The sequence below is a fragment of the Halorubrum cibi genome (assembly GCF_900182635.1).
GTDB lineage: Archaea > Halobacteriota > Halobacteria > Halobacteriales > Haloferacaceae > Halorubrum > Halorubrum cibi.
Window position 1 is genome coordinate 53864 of record NZ_FXTD01000013.1, and the last position, 18104, is coordinate 71967.

At 67.6% G+C, this 18104-nt stretch carries 14 protein-coding genes; 8 read left to right on the top strand and 6 right to left on the bottom strand.

What is annotated here, in order from left to right; genetic code table 11:
• Window positions 1-91: 91 nt before the first annotated feature.
• On the top strand, window positions 92-1186 hold the full coding sequence (locus FN829_RS14865) for a sensor histidine kinase (RefSeq protein WP_142987726.1): 1095 nt from the start codon (window positions 92-94) through the stop codon (window positions 1184-1186).
• A gap of 60 nt (window positions 1187-1246) precedes the next feature.
• On the opposite strand, the gene aroA is transcribed toward FN829_RS14865, so the two are convergent.
• Window positions 1247-2584 (bottom strand): 3-phosphoshikimate 1-carboxyvinyltransferase, encoded by a 1338-nt coding sequence (gene aroA / locus FN829_RS14870; protein ID WP_142987727.1) that lies wholly within the window; start codon window positions 2582-2584, stop codon window positions 1247-1249.
• Window positions 2585-2622: 38 nt separating this feature from the next.
• On the opposite strand from aroA, the gene FN829_RS14875 reads away from it, so the two are divergent.
• Entirely contained in the window at window positions 2623-3765 is a 1143-nt protein-coding gene (locus FN829_RS14875) for a metal-dependent hydrolase (RefSeq protein WP_221929853.1), read from the top strand.
• A gap of 33 nt (window positions 3766-3798) precedes the next feature.
• On the opposite strand, the gene trmB is transcribed toward FN829_RS14875, so the two are convergent.
• Window positions 3799-4851, bottom strand: coding sequence for an HTH-type sugar sensing transcriptional regulator TrmB (gene trmB, locus FN829_RS14880; RefSeq protein WP_142987728.1), 1053 nt, complete (start codon window positions 4849-4851; stop codon window positions 3799-3801).
• A gap of 98 nt (window positions 4852-4949) precedes the next feature.
• Window positions 4950-5756: a proteasome assembly chaperone family protein gene (locus tag FN829_RS14885; RefSeq protein WP_142987729.1), complete on the bottom strand. Its 807-nt coding sequence runs from the start codon at window positions 5754-5756 to the stop codon at window positions 4950-4952.
• A 119-nt stretch (window positions 5757-5875) separates the two neighbouring features.
• Here FN829_RS14885 and FN829_RS14890 point away from each other — a divergent pair, with 119 nt between their 5' ends.
• Both FN829_RS14890 and FN829_RS14895 read left to right on the top strand, forming a co-directional pair.
• On the top strand, window positions 5876-6913 hold the full coding sequence (locus FN829_RS14890) for a mechanosensitive ion channel family protein (RefSeq protein ID WP_142987730.1): 1038 nt from the start codon (window positions 5876-5878) through the stop codon (window positions 6911-6913).
• 49 nt (window positions 6914-6962) lie between these two features.
• Window positions 6963-8543 carry an MATE family efflux transporter gene (locus FN829_RS14895; RefSeq protein ID WP_394348710.1) on the top strand — a complete coding sequence of 527 codons (1581 nt, stop codon included), beginning with the start codon at window positions 6963-6965 and terminating at the stop codon, window positions 8541-8543.
• A gap of 32 nt (window positions 8544-8575) precedes the next feature.
• Here the strand turns inward: FN829_RS14895 and FN829_RS14900 are convergent, their stop codons facing one another.
• Window positions 8576-8803 (bottom strand): DUF7385 family protein, encoded by a 228-nt coding sequence (locus tag FN829_RS14900; RefSeq protein WP_142987731.1) that lies wholly within the window; start codon window positions 8801-8803, stop codon window positions 8576-8578.
• A gap of 70 nt (window positions 8804-8873) precedes the next feature.
• Window positions 8874-9665: a DUF7117 family protein gene (locus FN829_RS14905; protein WP_142987732.1), complete on the bottom strand. Its 792-nt coding sequence runs from the start codon at window positions 9663-9665 to the stop codon at window positions 8874-8876.
• A gap of 122 nt (window positions 9666-9787) precedes the next feature.
• Between FN829_RS14905 and FN829_RS14910 the strand changes: the two genes are divergently transcribed.
• The 4 genes from FN829_RS14910 (at window position 9788) to FN829_RS14925 (ending at window position 16972) form a co-directional block, all read left to right on the top strand.
• Window positions 9788-11041 (top strand): DUF7544 domain-containing protein, encoded by a 1254-nt coding sequence (locus FN829_RS14910; protein ID WP_185955782.1) that lies wholly within the window; start codon window positions 9788-9790, stop codon window positions 11039-11041.
• A gap of 181 nt (window positions 11042-11222) precedes the next feature.
• A complete protein-coding gene (locus FN829_RS14915) occupies window positions 11223-13475 on the top strand; it encodes an NADP-dependent malic enzyme (protein WP_142987733.1) in 2253 nt (750 codons plus the stop codon).
• A gap of 86 nt (window positions 13476-13561) precedes the next feature.
• A complete protein-coding gene (locus tag FN829_RS16295) occupies window positions 13562-14521 on the top strand; it encodes a DUF7839 domain-containing protein (RefSeq protein WP_142987734.1) in 960 nt (319 codons plus the stop codon).
• A 1245-nt stretch (window positions 14522-15766) separates the two neighbouring features.
• Window positions 15767-16972 (top strand): Cdc6/Cdc18 family protein, encoded by a 1206-nt coding sequence (locus tag FN829_RS14925; RefSeq protein WP_142987735.1) that lies wholly within the window; start codon window positions 15767-15769, stop codon window positions 16970-16972.
• A 20-nt stretch (window positions 16973-16992) separates the two neighbouring features.
• On the opposite strand, the gene FN829_RS14930 is transcribed toward FN829_RS14925, so the two are convergent.
• Window positions 16993-17553: a TATA-box-binding protein gene (locus tag FN829_RS14930; RefSeq protein ID WP_122105925.1), complete on the bottom strand. Its 561-nt coding sequence runs from the start codon at window positions 17551-17553 to the stop codon at window positions 16993-16995.
• Between the last annotated feature and the right edge of the window lie 551 nt (window positions 17554-18104).

The window sequence follows — 18104 nt, forward strand, 5'->3', positions numbered from 1 at the left end:
GTCGCCGCGACCGTTTCCGACCCTCGAAGCGATCCGGTCCGCGAACGAGCCGATCCACCACGGTTATGTGAGTGACTCGGTGACGGGTTCCATGGACACGAGCCGTCTCACGGGCGCGCTCGTCATCAGCCTCACCGGCACGGGGCTGGCGGCGATCGCGGTCCGCGGGTTCGCGACCGGCACGACCGGGATCGCCGACCTCGTCGTCACCGGCCTGACGCTCCTCTTCGGGGTCGCCTTCGTGGTCACCGGCCCGATAGGGTATCGAACCGACGTCGAGTCGCGGCACCTGCTCCGGATCGCCGGCTGGAACGCCCTCGGCGTCGTCGCGACCTCTGCGGTCCTGGTGTTGGTGTACTCCTTTCAGGTCGCCGGCGGCGGGAGCGCGGTCGAACCCCTCGTTTCCGGGGCGCTCGTCGTCGCCGTGAGCGCGTTCGCGCACGTCCTGATCGGCTTCAACGACGTGCGGCGGATCCGTGCCCGGCGGCTCGTGAAACAGCGCCAGAAGGCCGCGGTGATGAACCGGTTCGTCCGTCACGACCTGCGACACGCCGCCCAGCTCCTGATCGGCTACGGCGAGCAGCTCTCGGCCGTCGACGACCGCGAGGCGGACTGGACGGAGACGGAGGCCGATCTCGATCTCGACGTCGACCTCGGCCGGCGGATCTCGGAGATCGGCTCCGACCTCGGCGAAACCCAGTCGAAGATCCGCGTCTTCGACGACGTCCTCGAGCGCGACGACGAGCGAACGGCCGTCGACCTCGCCGCGGCGCTCGAGGACCGGCGATCCGGCTGGGAGGAGGAGTACCCGGACGGGAGCCTCGAGACGGACCTCGCTGAGGGGTGTACCGCGCTGGCGGGCGACCACGTGGACACGGCGCTCGGGGAGCTGATCGACAACGCGTTCGAACACGGCGGGGACCCGCCCGCCGTCACCGTCACCGGAGAGCGAACCGACGGGACGATTCGGATCGAGATCCTCGACGACGGCGACGGCTTCCCGAACGACGAGACGGCGCTCATCAATGAGGACCGGACCGAGACGCAGCTACAGCACAGCAACGGGCTCGGGCTGTGGCTCGCCAAGTGGGTGATCGAACACTACGACGGGAGCCTGTCGATCGGCGACCGGGCCGACGGCGACGGCGGGCTCGTCACGGTTCGGCTGCCGGCGGCGGGCGGGTAGGGCCGACGGCCGCGCCGGCTCCGCGGTCGCGTCGGCCGGGCCGACCGCGCCGGGTCGCGTTCACGCCTCGCGTTCGACCCTCGCCCCGAGGTCGGCCATCGTCTCGAAGAACGTCGGGAAGGAGACGTCGACGTGCTCGCCACCGCGGATCGTCGTCGTCCCCTCCGCCGCGAGCGCGGCGACCGCGAGCGCCATCACGATCCGGTGGTCCGCCCGGCCGTCGACGGTCGCGCCGCGGAGGTCGCTCTCGGAGCCGTGGACGGTGAGGGTATCGGGTTCCTCCGTGGTCTCCGCGCCGAGCCGCTCCAGTTCCTCGGCCATCGCGGACACCCGGTCGGTCTCCTTGTAGCGGACGTGCTCGCAGTTGGTGATCCGCGTGTCGCCGTCGGCGACCGCGCCGAGCGCCGCGATCGTCGGGAGCAGGTCCGGCGTGTCGCCGACGTCGACCTCGATGCCGGAGAGCGCGGACCGCTCGACCGCGATGACACCCGCCTCGCGGTCCCACTCGACCGCCGCGCCCATCAGCTCCGCGATCTCGACGATGGCGGCGTCGCCCTGGGCGCTCGGTCGGGCCCCCTCGATCCGGACGGCACCGTCGGGATCGGCCGCGACCGCGCCCGCGGCGACCAGATACGAGATCGACGAGAAGTCGCCGGGGACCGCGTATCGTCCGTCCTCGGGGGCGTACGTCTGTCCGCCGGGGACCGAGAACCCCGCCGCGCCGTCGGCGGTCTCGCTGCCGACTGGGTCGGCGGTCACCCCGAAGTCGGCCAGCAGTTCGAGCGTGATGTCAACGTACGGGGCGGACTTCAGCTCCGTCGTCAGCGACACCTCGACCCCGTCGTCGGTGACCGCACCGGCCATGAGCAGGGCGGTGACGTACTGCGAGGAGACGTCGCCGGGGATCGCCACATCGCCGCCCGAGAGCGGCCCGAAGACGACGAGGGGGGCCTGCCCGTTCCCGCGGGTCGACTCGGCGCGGACGCCGAGTTCGGAGAGGGCGTCGAGGAGCGGTCCCTGCGGGCGCGACCGGAGCGAGGCGTCGCCGGTGAGGACGGTGCCGCCGTCGCCGAGCGCGGCGGTGCCGGTCACGAGCCGGGTCGTCGTCCCGGAGTTCCCGCAGTCGATGACGTCGTCGGGGACTACCGGGCGACCGTCGAACCCGTCGACTTCGACGGCGTCGGTCTCCGAATTCCACTCCTCGGGGACCGGATCGACGGAGCCGCCGAACGCGGTCACGGCGCGGGCGGTCGCGCGCGTGTCCGCGGAGACGAGCGGCGAGGCCACCGTCGCGCCGTCGCTGTATCCGGCCGCGAGCAGCGCGCGGTGGGTGTAGCTCTTCGAGGGCGGCGCGCGGGCCGTCCCTTCGACCGCGGACCGAGTGACGTGAACGTCCATACCGCCCCATGTCGCGCGCGTCGGTAAGTGAATACCGAATGCGACGTGCTCACACCCGAGTCGAGACGCGCTCGCACGGCACCTGCGAGCCGCTTATTTCCCTCGCGGTCGTACGCGCCGACGTGTTCGTCGGCCACGCGCTGCTCGCGTTCGCCCTCGCGGCCCTCCTCGCGGACCGGCTGGGCTGGCCCGCGGAGCGCGCGCTGGCGCTCGGCGCGGTCGCCGGGGCGTTCGCCGCGCTCCCCGACGTCGACATGGCGTACGCGGCGGTCGCCATCGACTTCGGACGCCTCACCGCGGAGTCGCTGACGCGACCGAGCACGCTCTGGGACGCCACTCGCGAGGTCCACCGCGCCGTGACCCACTCGCTCGTCGTGTCGGTGCTCGCCGGGGGCGCGTTCGGCCTCTGGGCGGTCGCGTGGGACCGCCGACCCGTCGCGCGGACGGTCGGCTCCCTCCTCGCCGTCGGCGTCCTGGCCGCGCTCGTCTGGGTCGGGTCGTCCCTGAACGGCACGCTCGGGCTGGTCGTCCTCGGGACCTTCGCGGTCGGCGGGCTCGCCGTCGCGACGCTCGCTCGGTTGCGGACCGACCTCTCCGGGCGGGCCGTCGCCGCCGCGGCCGTCCTCGGGCTGTGCTCGCACCCGTGGGGCGACCTCGTCACCGGCGAGCCCCCGACCCTCTTTTATCCCCTGGACGTCCGCGTCCTCGACGGTCGAGTGCTGCTCCACGGCGATCCGACGGTCCACCTCCTCGGCGCGTTCGCGCTCGAGCTGGCCGTCGTCTGGCTCGCGGCGGTCGCGGTCGCGACCGTGACCGGTCGGTCGTGGCGAGACGCGATCGACCCGCGTGCCGCTGCCGGGCTCGCCTACGGCGTCGCCGCCGTACTCATGGTGCCGCCGACGCTCGAGGTGTCGTACCACTTCGTGTTCTCGATCCTCGCGGTCGGCATCGTCTGCGGCGGGATGTCGCTGACGCCCGGATCCGAGTCGATCCCGCGTCCGATCGGCCTCTCGCGGCTGGACGCGTCCCGCCGCAGACCCGCCGGCCCGCCGTCGGCGTTCGGAGGGGCCTTCTCGGCGCTTGCCGGGATCACGGCCGCGCTGGCGGGGTACGCGGCGGTGTACCTCGCGGACGAGGCGTTCTCGTTCTCGGCGGCGTTGTTCGGGATCCTCCCCGTCTGAGGCCGACGGTCGCCGCGCTCGCGTCGGTCTCCGTCAGATCTCCGGCGGCTCGTCACGGCCGATGACGATCACCTGTCCCTCGACGTCCTCCAGCGCCGCGACCCGGCCGCCGATCTCGACGGGACCGTCGTCGGTCTCGACGACGAGCGAGGCGACCTCCTCCGTGTCCTCGAAGGCGACGTCGACCACTCGGCCTCGCACCGTGACGGCCCTCCCCGTCTCGATGTCGCGACCCTCGACGGTCGCGTAGAAGTCGTCGCCGTCGAACTCCCGGACGTCCTTGACCGCCCGTCGGATCGAGGCGTATCGACGCGGGAAGGGCCGCGCCTTCCCGTCGGCCGCGAGCGTCTCCGCGGTCGTCCACAGCACCGTCCCGAAGAACCCCGAGACGAGGAAGCCGAGCGCGGAGCGGTTGAAGATGACGCCGTATCGCTCGCGGTCGTCGCGGAGGGCGTCCTGGGTCGCGTACACGGAGTACTCCCCGTCGCCGACCGCGAGGACCGGCGTGGTGATCCCTCTTCGTGCGCGCGCGATAGTCGCGACCTCGAGGTAGTCGAACTCCTCGGGGTCCGGCGCGCGGGAGGCCGGCGTCACGAGGAGCTCGACGCTCACGCCGTTTTCGACCTTCCGTTCGAGTTCCTCGCGGAACCGACGGAGGAGGTCGGGCGTGAGCGAGACGGCGAGCTCGTACTCCGCGCCGCGTATCACCTCCTCGAGGTAGCGCAGGATCGTCGACCGAGACTTCACGAGCGACACCGCCTCGGTCTCTCGGGTCGGCGCGGTGTAGCGCGCCTCGAGTTCGTCGACCATCTCCGTGAACGACGAGCGGAGCTCGTCGAACGCGTCGTCCGGATCGACCGCCACGATCTTCATCGGGCGCGACTCGCGAAGCTCGACGAGTCCGCGGTCCGCGAGGCTCCGTACCGTGTCGTACACTCGCGGCTGCGGGATGTCGGTCCGGTCGGCGATGTCGCTCGCCGTCAACTCGCCGTGTTCCAACACCGCGAGGTACGCGTCGATCTCGTACTCTCCCAGGTTGAACCGGTCCCCGACGTGATCGAGCGTCGTCCGGAGATCGTCTGCCATGGTCGGTCCGACGGTCGCCTCAGGTATAGCTTTTTACTATGAGCTGAGTTGTACGTGATTCTGGAGACGGATACGTCGCCGACCGTGTCGACGTCGACTCACATGTACATCCGGTCGTAGGTGCCCTCCGGCTCGCGCTCCTCGATCCGCTCGGCGAGATCCTCGTAGTGGCGGCGGATCTCGGCCGCGAACGTCTCGAGAGGACCCGCATCGACGTCGAGTTCGTACAGGTCCGTCGCCGTCTCGACGAGCCTGACCGCCGCCTCCACGTCGGGGGCCTGCGCGTGGACGGGGGTGACGAACAGTCCGACGCCGAGCGGGGAGTCCATGCCGCGTTCGAGCAGCGCGGCGTTCACGCCGTCGAGGAATCCGGACTCCATCGGCGGGACGTCAGCGCCCTCGAGTCGACTCTCGAGGTAGTCGTCGGTCGCGATGTAGAACGTCCGGTGGGCGTCGGGACCGTGCGGGATCGGAACGCCCGAGAGGACGGCGACCTCGTCGACGTCGTTCGCGGCCGTCCACTCGAGGACCGACTTCGCGAGCGATTCGCCGAGGACCGAGGGAACGAACTGCTCGGCGACGAGCACCGTCACGTCCACGTCGTCAGCGGAGTACAGTCGAGTCGGGTGGCGCGGGCGACCCTTCTGGAACGGCGTGATCGAGGGGAGGCCCTCGGCGCTGACGTGGCCTCTGACCTCCAAATCGAGGTGTTCGATCAGGTAATCGACGGCGGTGAGTCCCGCGAGACCGTACGAAGAGAAGCCCGCGATGAGCGTCTCGCTGGGCGTCGACTCGTGGGTGACGTTGAACGTCGGGCGAGGGTCGAAGGTCTCGTGGCTCGGGGCGGACGAGCCGCGGTCGAGCGGGGTGTCGGCGTCGTCGTCGCGGTCGAGCGGATCGGACATACGTCCGGCTTCGACCGGACGGGTGTTATCGTTTCCCATGAGACGCCCGTGTTCGGGGCGAGTGCCGGTACCCGCCTCCCGGAGGAAACGCTTTTTCACGTGGACGACGCGGTGGAGGTATGGCACAACCGGCGGGTACCGCCCCGATCGTCGAGTGGTCCTCGTGGCTCGCCGCGATTCCAGGCGTGCGGCTGCTCGTCGTCGTCCTTTCGGTCGTCGCCGGCGCGCTGTTGGCGCGGGTGATCGTCCGGATCATCGGCCGACCGGTGGCGCGGCGGTTCTCTCGACAGAGCGTCGCACAGACCGTGGTTCGGGGCGTTCGCGCCGGGACGGTCACGGCCGCGTTCCTCACCGGACTCTGGGTGGTCGGGTTCCAGTTCACCGACCTCCTGATCGGGACCGCCGTCCTCTCGGCGGTGGTGGGTATCATCCTCGCGCCGCTCGTCGGAAACTTCATCAACGGCGTGTTCGTGCTCGCCGACCAGCCGTTCGAGATCGGCGACATGATCGAGTTAGACGACGGGACGCAGGGGTTCGTCGAGGACATCACCATCCGCTACACGAAGATATTCACGATAGACAACACGTTCAGGGTCGTTCCGAACGGCGCGATGCGCGAGCGCGACGTGACCAACTACTCCGCGGAGGACGAGCGGATCCGGCGGAGCATCGACGTGCTCGTCACCTACGAGTGCGACGTGACGGAGGCCCGGCGGCTCATCGAGCGCGCCGCCCGCGACTGCGAGGCGGTCATCGACGGCGGCCCGGACATCCGGATCGGAGTGGCCCGCTACACCGCCAGCCCGGACTGCCGGATCCACGAGTTCGGCGACGACGGCGTGTTGTTGCGGCTCCGCTACTGGGTCAAAAAGCCGTACAAGCTCGGGAAGGTCCAGTCGGACGTGAACATCCGGATCCGGGAACGCCTCGCGGACACGGGCATCGAGATGGCGTACCCCCACCGCCACCTCGTCTTCGACGACACCTCGGGCGTCGCCGAGGTCGGCGTCCGCGAAACGGCCGCCGAGGACGACGCAGCCGGCGATTCCGACGCGGTTGCCGAGAGCGACGCAGGTTCCGGGACCGACGCGGCTGCCGAGTCGGGATCCGACTCGACCGACAAATCCGAACCGACCGACGAGAGCGAACGCCCGTGAGACGTCCCGTCAGGCTTCGAGTTCCGCGATCGGAAGCCTGATACGTCGACTGAGCGGTTATGGGACAGTGACTGACGAGCCCTCCACCCCGTCCGGAGACGTCCCTGACGACGACTCGTCGGCGGACTCGATCACCGAGGGGAGCCTCCTCCGGCCGCTGTTCCGGCTCGCCTGGCCCATCGTCGTCATCCAGCTGCTCCAGGTGACGTACAACGTCGTCGACACGCTGTACCTCGGCCGGCTCTCGGCGGAGGCGGTCGGCGCGATCAGCCTCGCGTTCCCGCTGATCTTCCTGCTCATCGCGGTCGCGGGCGGGTTCACCACCGCGGGCGCGATCCTCGTCGCGCAGTACACGGGCGCGAAGGGCGACGAGTCGGCGGGGCTCGTCGCCGGGCAGACGATCCTCACGGTGGCGGTCCTCTCCGTCTTCATCGGCGTCGGCGGCTACTTCTACACCCGCCCGGCGCTGGCGCTGCTGCCGAGCGACCCCGAGACCGCGGCGACGGTGATCCCGCTCGCGGCCGACTACATGGAGGTGATATTCCTCGGGATCCCGCTCATGTTCGGCTTCTTCGTCTTCTCGGCGCTGATGCGGGGGTACGGCGACACCCGGACCCCGATGGCGGTGATGTTCGTCTCCGTGCTGTTGAACGTCCTCCTCGATCCGTTCCTGATCTTTGGATTCGCCGACAACCCGCTCTTCGGCTGGCTCGCGTCGCTGCCGGGGATCGCGGCGCTCGAGCCGATCGGACTCGATCCCGTCGCGCTCGAGGCGTCGCTGCTCGCGGCGACCGGGTTCGTCGGGTACGGCGTCAAAGGGGCCGCGCTGGCGACGATCGCCGCTCGGGGAGTCGCCACCGGGATCGGGGTCTGGGCGCTGTTCGCGACCGATCTCGGCCCCGACGTGGGGATCGCGGACCTGCGGCCGGATCTCGGGGTCATCGAGGACGTCTTCCGGCTCGGCTTGCCCTCCAGCGTCGAGCAGACGACGAGCGCGCTGGCGATGATCACGCTCACCGCGATGGTGGTCACCTTCTCGCCGCCCGTCGTCGCCGCCTACGGGCTCGGGAATCGCCTCATCTCGCTGGTGTTCCTCCCGGCTATGGGGCTCGGCCGCGCCATCGACACGATGGTCGGACAGAACCTCGGCGCGGACCGCGCCGACCGCGCGGGCCGCGCCGTGCGGGTCGCCGCGACGACCGGGGCCGGCGTGATGTTCCTCGTCGCCGTGGTCGCGGTGGCGTTCACCGAGCCGATCGTCTCCGTCTTCCTCGGCGACGTGCCCGACGCGCCGGCGACCGTCTCGAACGCCGTCGAGTACGTCCGGATCCGGTCCGTGGAGTTCGCCTTCATCGGCGTCTCGCAGGTGATCCTCGGGGCGTTCCGCGGAGCGGGGAACACGAAGACCGCGATGGTGATCTCGGTGCTCACCCTCTGGGTCGGCCGCGTCGCCAGCGTGGGCTACCTCGTGTTCGTCGCGGGCTGGGGCGCCACCGGCGTCTGGGTCGGAATGGCGCTCGGAAACGTGCTCGGCGCAGTCGTCGGGGTCGCGTGGTTCTCCCGCGGCACGTGGGCGAACCGATACATCGAGGAGCCCGCGCCCGACATCGACCCGGTCGGCGAGGATTGAGCGTCCCGGCCGATCTCGGATCTCCCGGACGCTCAGTGCCGGAACACGTGTATCGCGTCGTCGTCGCGCACGAGACAGAAGCGCACCCCGTCGTTCTCGGGGAACCGCGTCGCGAGTCGACGGGTCGTGAACAGCCGGTCGAACGGCTCCTCGCAGGCCGGACACGCCACGTCCTTCCGGCTCTCCCAGAGGCTCGTGTCGCCGGTGTCGCGGAGCTGTTTCAGCGCGTGTCGATGCTCGTGGACGTCGAAGCCGGACATGGTCAGTGATTCGGATCCGAGGATTTGAACGTACCCCCGGCGGTATCAGACGTGAGAGGAGGTCGGTTCGTTACGATCCGGTCTCGTCGATCCGATCGCGGGCGCGGTCGAGGGACGCGTCGTCTCCCGTGCGGACGTAGTCGCCGAGGGCGTTCGCCGCCTCGACGAGGGCGTCGGCGGTCCCCGGTTCGACGTCGCCGCCGAGCGCCTCGACGCGTTTCGTCCGGTCGCGGAGGCGTTCGAGGACGTCGCGTGCCGGCGCGGCGCGCGCCGTCGGATCGTCGTCGGCGTCGGGGACAGTCACCGACCGCTCGTCGTCGTCCGAGCCGTCGCGCGCCAGTTCCTCGAGGAACGTCGAGAGGTCCTCGCGGTACTCGTCGACGGCGCGGGCGGCGGCCATCCCTCGAGCCTCGCGGACGGTCTCGGGAACGGCTGTCGTCGCCGGCCGGTCGCCCTCCGCCGCGCCGGCGAGCAGCGCGAGGAGGTACTCCCGGTCCGCGTCCGTCGGGTCACGGAGGCGGTCGTGGACGTCGACCGCCTCGAGCAGTTCGCGCGCCGCGACGTACGTCGAGTCCAGTCGGCGGAACTCGCCGCCGCGGACGAACCCCCGCTTGCGGAGGTACTCGCGGAGATCGCGTTTCAGGTCGTCGACGCCCTCCGCCGGGAGCGTCCCGCGCGCCTCGCCGAACCGGGTTCGGTGGGCGCTCAACTCGAGGGTGGCGGGCGCGTCGGTGTGGAGCGCGCGGTCCGCGGTTCCGACGCTCTTGAGGCTCCCGCAGTCGGGACACTCGACGCTGCCGGTCTCGTAGTACGACCAGCGGCTCCCGCACTCGCGACACTCCCGTTCGCCGCGGACCTTCATTGTCGGGCGTTCGTCGCCGTCGCGGTAAAGTACTGCGGGTCGATACTGTGCGACCGGCCGTGAGTCGTGCGCCCGATCGCCGTGAAGATGATATATATGGGAGGCCCGAGAAACGACCGGACATGAGTTGGAGCGCCGTCGACGCCGTGGACGACGCGGTCGAGGCCACCCGTCGGTTCCTGTTCCCGTTCAGCTTCGTCCGCTGGGCGAAGCTCGCCCTCCTCGTCCTCCTGATGGGAGGTGGCGTACAGACGAACGTCTCGGTCCCGTTCTTCCCGAATCCCGAGTTCGGAACCGGTTCAGGGACGACGAACGGGGAACCGCCCTTCGGACCGAACGGCATCCAGGGCGAGTTCTCCGGACTCGAGGCGGCCGACGTGAACCTCCTCGTCGCGATCGTCTCGGTCGTGGTCGTGGTCGCGATCGCGATCTCGATCGCGTCGCTCTCGCTTCGATTGGTGTTTTACGACGCGTTACGCACGAACGAGGTCCGCCTCTGGCGGCCGTTCGTCGGTCGTCTTCGGCAGGCGCTCGGGCTGTTCGTCTTTTCGACGCTGGTCAGCCTGACGATGGCGATCCCCGTCGTGGTCGCCGTGTTGACGGAAGTGACCGTCGGCTGGGGTCCCGCGGACGCGCTGGGGTCGGTCGTGGCGGGGCTTCCGACCTGGGGGATCGGTCTGCTCGTGGCACTCGCGGTCCTGCTCGCGGTCGTCGTGCTCTTCGTGCTCCGGTTCACCTACGAGTTCGTCGTCCCGGTGATGGTCCTCCGCGACGAGGGCGTCCTCGCGGGGTGGAGTCGATTCCTCCCGACGCTTCGTGCGTCGTGGGTCGAGTTCCTCCTGTATCTCGTCGTTCACTTCTTTTTGGGCGTCGGCATCTCCGTGGCCGAGAGCTTCGTCTTTTTCTTCGTCGGCGGTCTCGTCGCGGTGTTCGCCGGCGTCGCCGTGCTGATCGTCGGCGGACTGCTGGGCGGGTTGCCGGCGGTGACCGGAACGACCGCCGGACTTGCGGTTCTCGCGATCGTCGTCGTCGTCGCGCTGCTCGCGCTCTTGATCCTGCTTCTCCCCGTTCGACTCCTCACCCGGACCTACCTGATCGCCTACGAGGTCTCGACGCTCGGCGGCATCGACCCTGACCTCGCGATGCTGGATCGGGAGATAGACCCGAACGTTTCGGGTGGCTCGGGCGGTTCGGATGGCTCGAGTGGCTCGGGTGGCTCGGGCGGTTCGGATCGTTCGAACGGTGGCGAGGATTCGGGCGGTTCGGGTGGTCCCGACGGATCCGAGAGGTCGGACGACTCGGACCTGTGGGAGTCCGCCGGCGAGGGGCGCGACCCCGAGGGCCGCTCCGACGACCTCTTTGGAGACGATCGATGAACCGCCGAGGGCGACCAAAATCGGTGCTCTCGGGCGGAATCGACGCACTCGGCCGGAATCGACCCGGCCACGACTCCGGAGATCCAGCCGACCGATGTTGTCATCGGTGTTAGACGCATGTCGAAAGCAACTCTCGACGGGTACGGATAGCTTTTTACTCCGTTCCCGAAAGGGGATACTCATGGGATTGGACGACGACGCACGCGAGTACCACCGGCAGGAGCCGCCGGGGAAGATCGAGATCTCGACGACGAAGCCCACGAACACCCAGCGAGACCTCTCGCTGGCGTACTCTCCGGGAGTCGCCGCGCCGTGTCGCGACATCGCCGCCGACCCGGAGTCGGTCTTCGAGTACACGGCCAAGGGCAACATGGTGGCGGTCGTCTCGAACGGGTCGGCCGTGCTCGGACTCGGCGACATCGGCGCGGCCGCATCGAAGCCGGTCATGGAGGGGAAAGGCGTCCTGTTCAAGCGATTCGCCGACATCGACGTCTTCGACATCGAGCTGGACATCGAGGAGGTCGACCCGTTCTGTACCGCCGTCTCCGCGATGGAGCCCACCTTCGGCGGGATAAACCTCGAGGACATCAAGGCGCCCGAGTGCTTCGAGATCGAGGAGCGCCTCCGCGAGGAGATGGACGTCCCCGTCTTCCATGACGACCAGCACGGGACCGCGATCATCTCCGGCGCGGCGCTGATGAACGCCGCGGACATCGCCGGTAAGGACCTCGACGAACTCGAGATCGTCTTCTCCGGTGCGGGCGCGTCCGCCATCGCGACCGCGCGCTTTTACGTCTCGCTCGGCGCGAAACGCGAGAACATCACGATGTGTGACTCCTCCGGGATCATCACGGAGGCACGGGCCGAAGCGGGCGAGGTCAACGAGTACAAACGCGAGTTCGCGAACGGCAGAACGGGCGGTGACCTCGCGGACGCGATGGAGGGAGCGGACGTGTTCGTCGGACTCTCGGTCGGTGGGATCGTCTCTCAGGAGATGGTCCGGTCGATGGCGTCGGACCCGATCCTCTTCGCGATGGCGAACCCGGACCCGGAGATCACCTACGAGGACGCCAAGGCGGCCCGCGACGACACCGTGATCATGGCGACGGGCCGTTCGGACTACCCGAACATGGTGAACAACGTCCTCGGGTTCCCCTTCCTCTTCCGCGGCGCGCTCGACGTGCGCGCGACGGAGATCAACGAGGAGATGAAGCGCGCGGCGGCGGAGGCTCTCGCGGAACTGGCGCGAAAGGACGTTCCGGACGCAGTCGTGAAGGCGTACGGCGACGACCCGCTCCAGTTCGGACCCGACTACGTCATTCCGAAGCCGCTCGACCCGCGGGTGCTCTTCGAGATCGCGCCCGCGGTCGCGCAAGCGGCCATGGAGTCCGGCTCCGCGCGGACCGAGATCGACCTCGAACGGTACCGCGAACGGCTCGAGGCCCGTCTCGGGAAGTCCCGCGAGATGATGCGAGTCGTGTTGAACAAGGCGAAAAGTGATCCGAAACGGATCGCGCTCGCGGAGGGGACCGACGAGAAGATGATCCGGGCGGCCTACCAGCTCTCCGAACAGGGGATCGCCGAGCCGGTGCTGCTCGGCGACGCCGACGAGATCGCTCGCACGGCGGACGACCTCGGACTATCGTTCCGGCCGGAGATCGTGGACCCCGACGATCGGGACGTTACGGGGTACGGCGACCAGCTGTACGAGCTTCGGAAACGGAAGGGCGTCACCCGGCGTGAGGCGAACGAACTCGTTCGACGCGACACGAACTACCTCGGGAGCGTCATGGTGAAGGCTGGGGACGCCGACGCGATGTTGACGGGACTGACCCACCACTATCCGTCGGCGTTGCGGCCGCCGCTTCAGGTGATCGGCTCCGCGGACGACACCGACACCGTCGCCGGCGTCTACATGCTGACGTTCAAGAACCGGGTGGTGTTCTGTGCGGACACGACCGTCAATCAGGATCCCGACCGGGAGACGCTCGCGGAGATCACTCGCCACACCGCCGACCTCGCCCGGCGATTCAACGTCGAGCCGCGCGCGGCGGTCCTCTCGTATTCGAACTTCGGGAGCGTCGACAACGAGGGGACTCGGAAGCCTCGGGAGGCGGTCGAGCTTCTCCACGACGATCCCGAGGTCGACTTCCCGGTCGACGGGGAGATGCAAGCGGACACGGCAGTCGTCGACGAGATCCTCAACGGGACCTACGAGTTCTCCGAACTCGACGAGGCCGCGAACGTGCTCGTGTTCCCGAATCTCGAGGCCGGCAACATCGGGTACAAGCTGCTCCAGCGGCTCGGTGGTGCGGAGGCGATCGGCCCCATGCTGGTCGGAATGGACGAGCCGGTTCACGTCCTCCAGCGCGGCGATGAAGTGAAGGACATCGTCAACCTGGCCGGCGTCGCCGTCGTCGACGCCCAAGAGTAGGCTCGCGGGCGTCGACACAACGGAAGAAGCCCCCGCAGTCGTCTAGAACACCAAACATACTTGTTTTGAACACCACTACCGTTGCTATGGACGACGAGCGGACCGCGGCGCCACGGGTACTCGATAACAAGCGCGACGCCAGTAAATACCGAGTGCTCGTCGAGATCGCGGCTCGTCAGCCGGCGGTGAGTCAGGGCGAGATCGCCGACGTTCTCGGGGTCACTTCACAGGCCGTGAGCGATTACGTTCGCGAACTCGTCGACCGGGGATACGTGGAGAAACGCGGGCGAGGGAGATACGAAGTGACGAAGGAGGGCGTCGACTGGCTCATCACGCGGACGGACGCGCTCTCGGAGTTCGTCTCTCGCGTGTCCGAGGACGTCCTCGGAAGCGTCGACGTCGACGCCGCCATCGCTGCCGACCCCGTCTCGGAGGGGGAGGAAGTCCGCTTGACGATGCGGGACGGCGTTCTGCACGTTCTCGCCGATCGGAGAGGGAGGACCGCGGTTGAGAGAAAAGCGGGGGCTGACGGTGAAGCGGGGGCTGACGGTGAAGCGGGAAGTGACGAGGGAACGGGAGCTGATGGGGGGGCGGGAGCCGACGAGGGAACGGGAGCTGATGGGAGGGCGGGAGCCGACGGAGATACTTCGGCAACCGCAGTCGTGGTCACCGGCGGATCCAGAGGGGAGGCGGTCGGCGTAACCGAGTTCGAGGGCGTCGTCAAGTACGACCCGGGTGTCGTGACCGTGATCCCCGTTCCGGCGGTGACCGAGGGAGAACCGCCGTCGGTCGAGGTCGTGACCGATCGTGTAACCGAGGACGGATTCGTCGCGATAGCCGGCACCGAGGCGTACGCGCTGGCGACGCGGGCCGGGATCCGTCCGGAGATCCGCTTCGGGACCGTCGACGCCGTGCCACAGGCCGCGCTCCGCGGGCTGGACGTGCTCCTCCTCGTCTCCAGTGACGAACTATCTCGTCACACGACGCAACTCCGAGAAAGCGGAGTGCGATACGAAGTACACGACCCGGTTGGAGATACCTCCTGATCCTTCGGATCTCTCGATTTTCCGACCTTTTGTCCCCATCGACTCGGAGACTCGGATGCGGTACTGGTGCGGTTGAGAGACACACCGGATTTCCGGTGAAACGGTGTTGGGGTGGGTTGTGGTGGATTGGAGTGGTCTGATTCGGTGGCTGTCTCGCCTCGAGTACCTTCCCGTCGTGTGTTGAGTGGCGATCTGCTCTCTGTTGGATACCGATATAAATAAATATACTTTGAGAGTATATTCCAGTAAGTTTTGAGTAGTCATTAGACGAACATTGTGTAGTCATCACTCGGGATACTTCGGAAGGACCGATCTGTTCACGCTGATGGGGTAGTGGTGACCGTAGTTTCGATAGGAGGTCTGTTCCGATAGGAAGTCTGGTTCGGATAGTGCCGTGGTGGCCGCACGGTGCGCGTACGTCGCGCGTTCACGTCGTCGGTTCGCCTCGATACTGGCCAGAAATCGAGATCGTCCCGTGACTGCGGACCGGTTTCGAACTTCTGCGAGCCCGTCATGGACCGTCCGCGTTTCGCCGGTGAGTTCTGTGTTGCTCCGACGGACTCCTTTACGGCCCGCGGCCTGCGGGCGGGCTCTCGGAGGCTTTGTCGGCTCGGTTCGTCCCGTAGACTCGTTTTCGTGGATCCGGGTTTCGTACCACACCTCGTTTCCGGTGAATCCCACCACCCACTGATCACCCCATTTCATCGGAAACACGGTGTGTGTCTCTACGGCTTCATCGAGACATTCTTTCACGCGGATCTTCGTGGTGACGATCGACGAAAATCGGTTGCTTGTAGAATGGGTGTTTCACGAGTGATCGAGGTGAGTAGAAGAGGATCGTTGCTGTCGCGGTGACCTCTTTCAAAGCCCCAGCCGGCTCCGGTTGAGGGCCTCGCTGTGCTCCTCGTCGCTCGCGTTGCTCGCTTCCTGCGGTGCTTACGTCGGCCGTCTTCCCGGAGCCGGCTGCCCCTTTGAGCCCCCCCGCCCCGCACCTCACGCCTCCCCAGCCTCATCGACCGCCCTCCGCTTCGCTCCGGCCGGTCGACTCCCTCGCGGGCGGTTCGCGCCCTCCGGGCGCTCACCGGCGCGCCACCGCGACTGCTCGTTCCCTCGCCAATACTGACCGAACCATGTCGCGGTGAAGCCGTAGTCACCGCTCCCGTAACCTCGTACCGGCCTTCCACGACCGGGATGACGGGGCGGAGAAAACAGAACGTATTTCACCGGAAACACGGTGTCTCACCTATGGACGCAGCGGACGATCTCTTCACGAGGGAGGACCCGATCTTCGCCAACAAGGAACTCCTCGAGATCAGTCATCTCCCGGGTGAAGGGCGGATCGTCGGCCGCGACGACGAGATAGCCGATCTGGCCACCGCGGTCAACCCCGCGATATTCGGCCAGAGCCCGAGCAACGTCCTCCTCTACGGAAAGACCGGCACGGGGAAATCTCTCTGTGCGAAGTACGTCTCGAAGCGACTCGTGTCCACGGCCGGTGAGGAGGGAGTCAACGCGACCTTCGCGTACGTCGACTGCGCACAGGACACGACCGAGACCCAGGCCGTCCAGACCATCGCCGAGGGCGTGAACGACCCCGAGGCGACCGGGATCAACGTCCCCGACAAGGGACTCTCGACGTCCACGTACTACAAGCGGCTCTGGCGGATCCTCGACCAGCGGTACGACGTGGTGTTGATCATCCTCGACGAGATCGACAAGCTCGACGACGACGCGATCCTGATGCAGCTGTCCCGCGCCGGCGAGGCCGGGAAGATAACCGACTGTAAGCTCGGTGTCGTCGGGATCAGCAACAAGATCCAGTACAAGGACCGAATGGACGAACGGGTCAAATCGAGCCTCTGTGAACGCGAGTTCGTCTTCCCGCCCTACGACGCGAACCAGCTTCGGGCGATCATGCAGGCTCGGTCGGACGCGTTCCACGACGACGTTCTCGAGGCGTCGACGATCCCGCGGGCGGCCGCGCTCGCCGCCCGCGAGCACGGGGACGCTCGGAAGGCCATCGACATCCTCCGGTACGCGGGCGAGATCGCGCAGGCCAACGGCGAACCGACGGTCAGGGAGGAGTTCGTCACGCAGGCACGCGAGCGCGCGGAGACGGACCGATTCCGCGAGCTCATCCGCGGGTCGACGCCGCACTCACGGTACGTTCTCCAGGCGCTCGCGTTGCTCTCGCTCTCCAACGAACGGAAGGACGGGTTCCGAACCAGCCGCGTGTACGAGATCTACGAGAACATCTGTCGACAGGAGGGGTCTGACAGCCTCTCGTTGCGTCGGGTTCGCGACCTACTCAAGGAGCACGCCTTTCTCGACATCATCGAACAGTCGAAACACAGCGGCGGCAGCGCCGAAGGAAGCTACACCAAACACCAACTCCTCGAGGATCCGGGCGTCGTCAAGGAGGTTCTCGTCGAGGACTCCGCGAGCAGCTGACGGCCGTCCCGCGAATCGCTTCAACCCAGCAGGCCGAGACCTTCGATCCGTTCGACGATCTCCTCGACTGCCCCCTCCGCGTCGTCGGTACGCTTTCCGCCGGTGATGACGATCTTCCCGCTGCCGAACAACAGGATCACCACTTCCGGTTCGTCCATCCGGTAGACGAGTCCCGGGAACTGTTCGGGTTCGTACTCGACGTCCTCCAATCCGAGCCCGATCGCGAGTGCGTTGAGGTTGAGGTTGTGTCCGAGGTCCGCGCTCGAGACGATGTTCTGGACCGTGATGTCCGGGTCCTCCTCGACGGGGATCTGGAGCCCGCGGAGCTTCTCGAAGATGATCCCGAGCGCCTCGTGAACGTCGTCGATGCTCTTTGCGCCCGTACAGACGATCTTGCCCGACCGGAAGATGAGCGCCGCCGCCTTCGGTTCCTGCGTCCGGTAGACGAGCCCCGGGAAGTTGTCGGGGTTGAAATCAGCCCCCGGGAGGTCCTCTGCGAGGGCCTCCAGGTCGAGTTCCTGGCCGATCCCCGTCGATGCAACTACGTTCTGGATCTCGATCGAGTCTGCAGGGTTCGTCATCGTTCGCTTTTATATGTGACCCCCTCCCTTATAAACGCCCGTGGTATAAACGGCCCGGTACGCGGCACCTCGCGACTGGGCGCGCGCGTGCGCCGAGAATCAATCGATCGAGTCTCGAGTCGGATCTCGAGTTCGCTCTCGGTCGCGGACCCCTGCCGCGTTCGAACGCGTCCCAATACGTATCGACAACGCGTCATTTCCACGAGTAGTTGTCTCATGAAACCGCATGACGTGGCGGGTTCGGTTCGACGGGGTTAAGTGTACACCGCGATTCGAATGGAATGCGAAGGCCCCCGCGGTGGGGGCAGCGGCCGGCCGCTTTCGGCGGCCGGTCGACGCGTTCCGACGGGGTTAAATGTATACCCCGATTCGAATGGAATGCGAAGAACGCATCGCGGACTCGGGCCGTTCAACTCGGCCCGGTTTCGCTGAGTCGGGACATCCCGACTCGACGCCATGAGGATTTCGCCCCCTGCGCTCCGGCGTAAGAGGAGATCTGATGTGAGCCGTGGACGTTCGGTGTCATCCGGGTCGCCGGTGAGACCGGACTC

Excerpts from the sequence above, each read along its gene's own strand:
- FN829_RS14905 (WP_142987732.1), bottom strand. The coding sequence starts at position 9,665 with ATGAAGGTCCGCGGCGAACGGGAGTGTCGCGAGTGCGGGAGCCGCTGG.
- FN829_RS14875 (WP_221929853.1), top strand. The coding sequence starts at position 2,623 with ATGCGACGTGCTCACACCCGAGTCGAGACGCGCTCGCACGGCACCTGC.
- FN829_RS14900 (WP_142987731.1), bottom strand. The coding sequence starts at position 8,803 with ATGTCCGGCTTCGACGTCCACGAGCATCGACACGCGCTGAAACAGCTC.
- FN829_RS14925 (WP_142987735.1), top strand. The coding sequence starts at position 15,767 with ATGGACGCAGCGGACGATCTCTTCACGAGGGAGGACCCGATCTTCGCC.
- aroA (WP_142987727.1), bottom strand. The coding sequence starts at position 2,584 with ATGGACGTTCACGTCACTCGGTCCGCGGTCGAAGGGACGGCCCGCGCG.
- FN829_RS16295 (WP_142987734.1), top strand. The coding sequence starts at position 13,562 with ATGGACGACGAGCGGACCGCGGCGCCACGGGTACTCGATAACAAGCGC.
- trmB (WP_142987728.1), bottom strand. The coding sequence starts at position 4,851 with ATGGCAGACGATCTCCGGACGACGCTCGATCACGTCGGGGACCGGTTC.
- FN829_RS14910 (WP_185955782.1), top strand. The coding sequence starts at position 9,788 with ATGAGTTGGAGCGCCGTCGACGCCGTGGACGACGCGGTCGAGGCCACC.
- FN829_RS14885 (WP_142987729.1), bottom strand. The coding sequence starts at position 5,756 with ATGTCCGATCCGCTCGACCGCGACGACGACGCCGACACCCCGCTCGAC.
- FN829_RS14865 (WP_142987726.1), top strand. The coding sequence starts at position 92 with ATGGACACGAGCCGTCTCACGGGCGCGCTCGTCATCAGCCTCACCGGC.
- FN829_RS14915 (WP_142987733.1), top strand. The coding sequence starts at position 11,223 with ATGGGATTGGACGACGACGCACGCGAGTACCACCGGCAGGAGCCGCCG.
- FN829_RS14890 (WP_142987730.1), top strand. The coding sequence starts at position 5,876 with ATGGCACAACCGGCGGGTACCGCCCCGATCGTCGAGTGGTCCTCGTGG.
- FN829_RS14930 (WP_122105925.1), bottom strand. The coding sequence starts at position 17,553 with ATGACGAACCCTGCAGACTCGATCGAGATCCAGAACGTAGTTGCATCG.